The following is a 7,440-nucleotide window of genomic DNA, read 5'->3' as shown; positions in this document are numbered from 1 at the left end:
TCAGGTTGTCGGTTTACGGTTGACAGTTGACGGTGATTGGGGCCTGCCAATGGATGAGGACACACTGACATTGAGTATCATACGATGATTTATGACTAATCATGATTCTTTTAACCGTAAACCGATAACTGATTACCGTTAACCTGTGTAGTTACCAATCGTTAACCATTACTCCTCACACACAATTATGACTAAACCCGCCACAGCTAATTTCACCCACCTCCATGTCCACAGCCAGTACAGCATGCTTGACGGGGCTATCAGATTTAAAGACCTGTTCGCCAAGTGCAAGGAATTCGGGATGGATACAGTCACCATCACCGATCACGGCTCAATGTACGGGGCTCTGGAATTTTATGTCGCTGCCAAAAAGGCCGGACTGAAACCAATCATCGGCTGCGAATTCTATGTCGCCTCATCCAGTCGTTTCAGCAAGGAAACTAAGGCCAGCGGCACCATCCCTTACTATCACCTTGTGCTTCTCGCCCAAAACAAGAACGGCTATCAAAACCTCTTAAAGCTGGCCAGTATCGCCCACATGGAAGGTTTTTACTATAAGCCTAGAATCGACAAGGAAGTGCTTCGGGAATACAGCAACGATCTGATCGCCCTTACCGCCTGTCTCCACGGCGAAGTGCCCTACAAGGTCGGGCATGCTAAAGACATGAAGGCTGCGGCTGACGCTGCCAAAGAACTCCACGAAATCTTCCCGGACCGCCTCTATCTGGAGATCCAGGAAAACGGCATGGTAGAACAGGTGGCCGTCAACCAGGGATTGATCGAACTGTCCAAGGAGCTTCACCTTCCTCTCGTTGCCACCAACGATTGCCACTACCTCAATCGCGATGACGCTTACGCCCACGAGGTCCTGCTCTGTATCCAAACAGGCAAGACCATCAACGACAGCGACCGCTTCCGCTTCTCCACCGACCAGCTCTATTTCAAGTCGCCCGAAGAGATGAGCACGGCCTTCGCCGCCACGCCAGAGGCCATTGCCAACACCGTAAAAATTGCCTCCCAATGCAACCTGGAACTGAATTTTAAGGGCCATCATTTCCCCATCTACCAAACCCAACCCGGCATGACCTTAGATGAGGAGTTTGAACAGAAATCCCGAGATGGACTCAAATTCCGACTTGACCAGCTCAGAAAACTAGGCGAGCTGCCCCCGGAGCTGGAGAAGACCTATCAGCATCGTCTGGAGATGGAGATTGATGTCATCACCAAGATGGGATTCCCCGGCTACTTCCTGATCGTCGCCGACTTCATCAACTGGTCCAAGGATCACCATATCCCCGTCGGACCAGGGCGCGGTTCCGGCGCCGGAAGTCTGGTCGCCTTCTCCATGAAGATCACCGACATCGACCCCATCACCTACGGTCTGATCTTCGAGCGTTTCCTCAACATTGAACGTAAAGGCATGCCGGATTTTGACGTCGATTTCTGCCAGGAGCGGCGGGGCGAGGTCATCCAGTATGTCCAAGAGAAATACGGTGGCGACAGCCATGTTGCCCAGATCGTCACCTATGGTTCGATGAAGGCCAAGGGGGTGCTTCGCGATGTCGGTCGTGCCTTGGACATTACCTTTGCCGATGTTGACAAGATCGCCAAACTGGTCCCGGAAAAGTTAAATATCACCCTGGCTGATGCCGTGGCCGAAGAACCTCGACTCCAGGATCTTCAGAACCGCGACCCCCAGATCAAGGAACTCATCACCATTGCCCTGCGTCTTGAGGGACTGCCACGTCACACCTCGACTCATGCCGCAGGCGTTGTTATTTCACCCAAACCAATGGTTGAATACCTGCCGGTCTGCCGGGGACCCAAAGGTGAAGTCCTGACCCAGTACGCCATGAAGTATACCGAAATGACAGGGCTGGTCAAATTCGACTTTCTGGGGCTCAAGACCCTGACCGTCATTGAACGGGCCATCCGGCTGATCCAAAAAGTCCTTGGCCGACGCCTGGACATGAGCATGATCCCGGTGGATGACGAAAAAACTTACAAACTTCTGCGCAAGGGTGATGCTCTTGGCGTATTCCAGCTGGAAAGTTCAGGGATGCGAGCCCTGCTCACCAGCATGCAACCCGAACTCTTCACCGACCTGATCGCCCTGGTTGCCCTCTACCGGCCAGGACCATTGGAAAGCGGCATGGTCAGTGATTTCGTCAACACTAAGCATGGCAGGATGGTGGCCAAATACCCATTGCCCCAGCTGGAGCCCATCCTTAAAGAGACTTACGGCGTTATCGTCTACCAGGAACAGGTAATGAAAATTGCCAACGTCCTGGCCAATTACAGCTTAGGTGATGCCGACAACTTGCGCCGGGCCATGGGTAAGAAGATCCCTGAAGTCATGGCCGGAGAAAAAGAAAAATTCATGGCCGGGGCACGGGTCAATAAACTGCCGGAGGACAAAGCCGAGTACATTTTCGACCTGATGGCCAAATTTGCAGGCTACGGTTTCAACAAGTCCCACAGCGCCGCTTATGCCCTAATCGCCTACCAGACCGCCTATCTCAAGGCGCATTATCCAGCCCAGTTCATGGCTGCGCTTCTCTCCTGCGACGTCAACAACACCGACAAGGTGGTTCTGTACATCAATGAATGCAAGGACCACGAGATCGAGGTCCTCCCGCCCGACATCAACGAGAGCGACCAAGACTTCAACGTCGTTGATGGCCGCATCCGCTTTGGACTTGCTGCGGTTAAAAATGTTGGCGGAGCGGCGCTTGATTCGATCATGGAAGAACGAGACAAAGAAGGACCGTACACCTCACTCGAAGACTTCTGCTGTCGGATCGATTCCCGGCGGGTGAACAGAAAGGTGATTGAGAGTCTAATCAAGGCTGGGGCCTTTGACTCGCATGGCGCCAAACGCTCTCAGCTTTTCGCCATCCTTGATCAAGCGCTTGATCAAGCCAAGGCCTGCCAACGTGACAAGCAGAGCGGGCAGATTTCACTCTTCGGACTACTCCCAGAGGATGATAATCAGGAAACTACCAACATCCCTCTACCCGAACTTGCCGAGTGGGATCAGAAGGAATTGCTCGCGGCAGAAAAAGAGACCGTTGGCTTCTACATCACCGGCCACCCCTTAGACAATTTTCGGGTGGAACTCAAGGAACTCACCGATGGCGATCTGGCCACTCTGACCTCTGAGACAGTAGAAGAGAGGCCGGTGCGGGTCGGCGGGCTGATTCGGGCCTATAAAGACCACAAGAGCAAGAAGGGGGAGCGAATGGCCTTCATTACCCTCGAAGACCTGACCGGCAGCATCGAAGTCATTGTCTTCCCCAGCGCCTTTGCCGAATGCGGGAACCTCCTGACTACCGATGACCCATTAATCATTCAGGGCAAATTGCAACAAGACGAGCGCGGGGCTAAGATCATAGCCGATTCAGTCGATAGCTTAGATGATGCTCGCCGAAAATTTACCGAGAAGGCAACCCTGGTGCTTGATGGAGATCACCTGACCCGGGCAGGATGTGAAACTTTAAAAAAGACCCTGCAGGAATTTTACGGTGACTGCCCCGTAGGCATGACCGTCCACTTCCCGGGAAGAGGAGAGGTCGACATTAGCTTCGCCAAGGACATGACAATTAAACCATGCCTTGAACTACGCCAGCAGATCAAGGCATCAGAAACTAATTCTCAGATTTTATATACGATAAAAAAAGTGGAGTTGCGCAATCAAAACGGCAAGGGGAAATGGCAACGTAACGGCTCTGGTTGAGCAGGGGGACTTTCATGCAATAGTTTCAAACTGAGTTAGAGAACCAGAACCTAATAATCCAGCGCCAATCAGACTTTGGGATTTCGAATTACGCAGCCTTGCAACAGGCCGGTTCTTTTTCAAGCAAAACCCGTAATTTTTCCATCAACTTACTTTCAATCTGCCGGATTCTCTCTCTCGACATCCCGAACTGTTCGGCAATATTCACCAAGGTACGCGGCTCTTCGGCAAGGAGCCGTTCACAAAGAATCACTTGCTCCCGCAGACTTAAGGTATCCTTGAAGGTGTTTATTTCACTGCGGAACCAGTCGATAAACTCACGATCAGCAACCTCTTCCTCCACACCAGGACCTGATGCAGGCAAAAAAAACTTCTGCATTCCCCCATCTGGTCCGATCGGTGCTTCGAGAGAAATTTCAGAATTATCAAGCCGTTGCCCCATATCCTCCACATCCCGCCCCTTAACTTGCAAGCGTTGCGACAAGGCTGCAGTGCTGGCCTCGCCCCCTTGAGATTCCAGAATCATTCTCTCCTTATTTAAACGATAAAAAAGTTTTCGCTGAGCCTGGGTAGTGCCAATCTTGACCAGCCGACAGTTATCCATGATAAATTTCAGGACATAAGCTTTAATCCAGTATCCGGCATACGATGGAAATTTCACCCCATGCCTGGGATCAAATTTCCCTACCGCCCTAATCAAACCAATATTGCCCTCTTGGATTAAATCTAAGAAATTATCCATCCAGTACTTCTGGAAATCCATTACAATCCGAACGACCAGACGAAGATTCCCCAAGACCAGCTGACTGCCAGCCGATGAATCAACTCCGCCACAGGCCAGTACGGCCAGCCTGTCAGTCTCCTCAGCGGTAAGCAGCCGGAACCGATTGATCTCGGTCAAATATTGATTAATCGCGACATAATTGACTCGCGCTGTCGAATGTCCATCACTCTTGGCCATGGCAAAAGAAGTCGTTGTCCGCATACAATCACCTAATTGTTTTGGATTAAGGGACTCGGAAAATACCAATTTACCTGGATCACGCCCGGATCTGGGTCAGATTTGGTTGCGCCGATTGAACAAAACCGCAGGCGTAGCAGTGCTACGTCAAGGATTTTGTGATTGAGTCGCGACCAAAGATGGCCAAAACCGGGATGCGTTATGGTAAATTGGTATTTTCCGCGTCACTAAGATTTCCACACTGTAAAACAGCACCACTAATTAAGAATTATTTGCAAATATTACGCCACTTAATACCCCACACCCTCGACAATACTCTCGAGTGTGCCACATATTGACTACCAAAGAAAGACCGCGCAATTTGCATCTGTTTCTTTGGCCAGCACAAGCTCAAACCCATACTGCTAACTATAGCATATCATTGAGGACGGAGTGGCAAAAAGAGACTTTTGCCCTGTCAAGTATCGCCATTTCCCCCACTCCTTACGTCATTGGATCAAAATTACCGATTGGACTCCAAAGAAAGTCCTTGGCATTATAGCGCCGGAAACAGACCCCACAAACAATACATGGAGAACATACAGTGAGCAATTTTGAAGTAAAGGCATACCCGGAACTCTGGCAGGCGCTTGATATTGACGTGCCACGATTCGACAAATCCAGACAAATGCTGGGGGCCGCCTATAGCAAGATTTTCCTCTCCCAAGAAAACCGCCCAGAACGTATGGATTACTTCGACACTATGATTGCTGAACTCTTTGGATCGAGAGTCCAGGAACTGGTTGACGCTAAAAAAGAAGGCCGACCTGTTGTCGGCACCTTCTGCGTCTACATTCCTGAAGAGATCGTCTTGGCGGCAGGCGGTATCTGCGTGGGGCTCTGCGGCGGCTCACCAGGATCGATTCCTGATGCGGAAAAAATCCTTCCCCGCAACATCTGTCCCATGGTCAAATCGGCCTTTGGTTTTAAGGCAGGAAGAATTTGTCCTTACTTTCAGGCTGTTGATTTTGTCTATGGCGAAACGACCTGCGACGCCAAGAAAAAAACCTGGGAGATCCTCGACCGGCTGGTCCCCACCTACGTCATGGAGATCCCCCAGATGAAAAAAGAACGAGATCGAACCCTGTGGCTGGAAGAGGTCAAGGATTTCAAAACCAAGGTCGAGGAAGTGAGTGGCGCATCGATCAGCCCGGAACAACTGGCCGGAGCCATTGTCACCATTAATGACAAACGCCGCGCCCTGCAACGCCTCACGCGCCTGCGGGCAGCCACCCCTGCCCCCATCAGCGGCCTTGACTCCCTGCTCATCGAACAGATCGCCTTCTACGACGACCCCGCCCGTTTCGCCAGCAATCTCAACACGCTCTGCGATGAACTTGAAATCCGGGTCCTGAACGATGTTGGCGCAGCACCCAAGAGTGCCCTCCGGGTGATGGTTTCAGGAACACCCATGGCGCTGCCCAACTGGAAAATTCACACCCTGGTAGAAGGCGCAGGCGCTGTTATCATCAATGAAGAATCATGCATCGGCACCCGCTACTTCAAAGACCTGATCAACGAATCAAGCAGGGACATGGAGACTCAGCTTTCTGACCTTACCGACCGTTACATGCGAATCGACTGCTCCTGCTTTACGCCCAACGATGAGCGTGTCGACAAGGTCCTGAAGGACTACCGCATATCCTCTGCCCAGGGTATCATTCACTACTCGCTGCAGTTCTGCCATACCTACAATATCGAAGAGATAAAGATCCGGGAGGCCTGCGAAAAAGAGGGGATTCCCTATCTCTCAATCGAGTCTGACTACTCACAAGACGACATCGGCCAACTACAAACCAGGATTGAAGCATTCCTCGAACAAGTCAGGGGATAGCAGATGCATATCGGAGTAGATATGGGGTCTCGAGCCCTAAAAATGGCCGCATTTAAAGGCTCCCGCCTCGCTGAAACCCAAATGGTGGAAAGCGGCTTCAATCCCCACCAACAGGCGGAGGAGATGATCAGAAAATACTCTCCGCGTCAGGTGACGGCCACCGGCTATGGCCGCCACCTGGCTCACAAGATTTTTGCCGATGGGATCATTACTGAGATCAAGGCCCACTCACTGGGCGCTCGCTACTTTTTTCCCGAGGCCACAACCATCCTCGACGTTGGCGGACAGGATTGCAAGGTCATCCGGCTCAACCGCGAGGGCAAAGTAATCAACTTCTAGATGAACGACAAATGCGCCGCCGGCACCGGCCGCTTTCTGGAGATCATGGCTGCAACTTTAGGCTTTTCTCTGGACGATTTCGGACAAAAGGCGCTCTCCTCCTGCCACCAAGCCCCGATCAACAGCATGTGCACTGTCTTTGCTGAATCAGAGGTGATCTCGCTCAAGAATCATGGTGTGCCGGCCTCTGATATTGCCAGGGCCTTGCACCTGGCAGTGGTCAATCGTCTCTCATCAATGATCCGGCACACCAGCGAGGACTCGTGCTTAGTCTTTACCGGTGGGGTAGCCAACAACCCCGCCATCGTCGCCTTGCTCCAGGACAACCTCGGGATCAAGGTTATCATTCCCGAACACCCGGAAATGACCGGGGCAATCGGCGCAGCCCTCCACGCACAGTCAGTCGATATGCAGATAATGTAGGGAAAATCGACTCAAAGCAGACACTCCCAATAACAGAAGTAAGCATAATGTAACTATCCACCTTCTGACCCAGAAAGGTGCCGAAGCCCAGAACCGTAACTGTTCAGC

The 7,440-nt window shown here is 51.7% G+C and carries 3 protein-coding genes and 1 pseudogene; 3 read left to right on the top strand and 1 reads right to left on the bottom strand.

Going from position 1 to position 7,440, the window contains the following annotated elements; translation table 11 throughout:
- Positions 1-187 precede the first annotated feature (187 nt).
- Entirely contained in the window at positions 188-3,736 is a 3,549-nt protein-coding gene (gene dnaE / locus FP815_01270; protein MBA3013568.1) for a DNA polymerase III subunit alpha, read from the top strand.
- Positions 3,737-3,824: 88 nt separating this feature from the next.
- Here dnaE and FP815_01265 read toward each other — a convergent pair whose 3' ends face one another.
- Positions 3,825-4,721, bottom strand: a complete 897-nt coding sequence (locus FP815_01265; GenBank protein MBA3013567.1) for a sigma-70 family RNA polymerase sigma factor — start codon at positions 4,719-4,721, stop codon at positions 3,825-3,827.
- 643 nt (positions 4,722-5,364) lie between these two features.
- Between FP815_01265 and FP815_01260 the strand changes: the two genes are divergently transcribed.
- Positions 5,365-6,570, top strand: a complete 1,206-nt coding sequence (locus FP815_01260; protein MBA3013566.1) for a 2-hydroxyacyl-CoA dehydratase — start codon at positions 5,365-5,367, stop codon at positions 6,568-6,570.
- 3 nt (positions 6,571-6,573) lie between these two features.
- A pseudogene (locus FP815_01255) lies at positions 6,574-7,332 on the top strand (3-hydroxyacyl-ACP dehydratase).
- Positions 7,333-7,440: the final 108 nt, after the last annotated feature.

Source organism: Desulfobulbaceae bacterium, assembly GCA_013792005.1.
Classification (GTDB): domain Bacteria; phylum Desulfobacterota; class Desulfobulbia; order Desulfobulbales; family VMSU01; genus VMSU01.
This window is presented reverse-complemented; position numbering and strand designations above follow the sequence as displayed.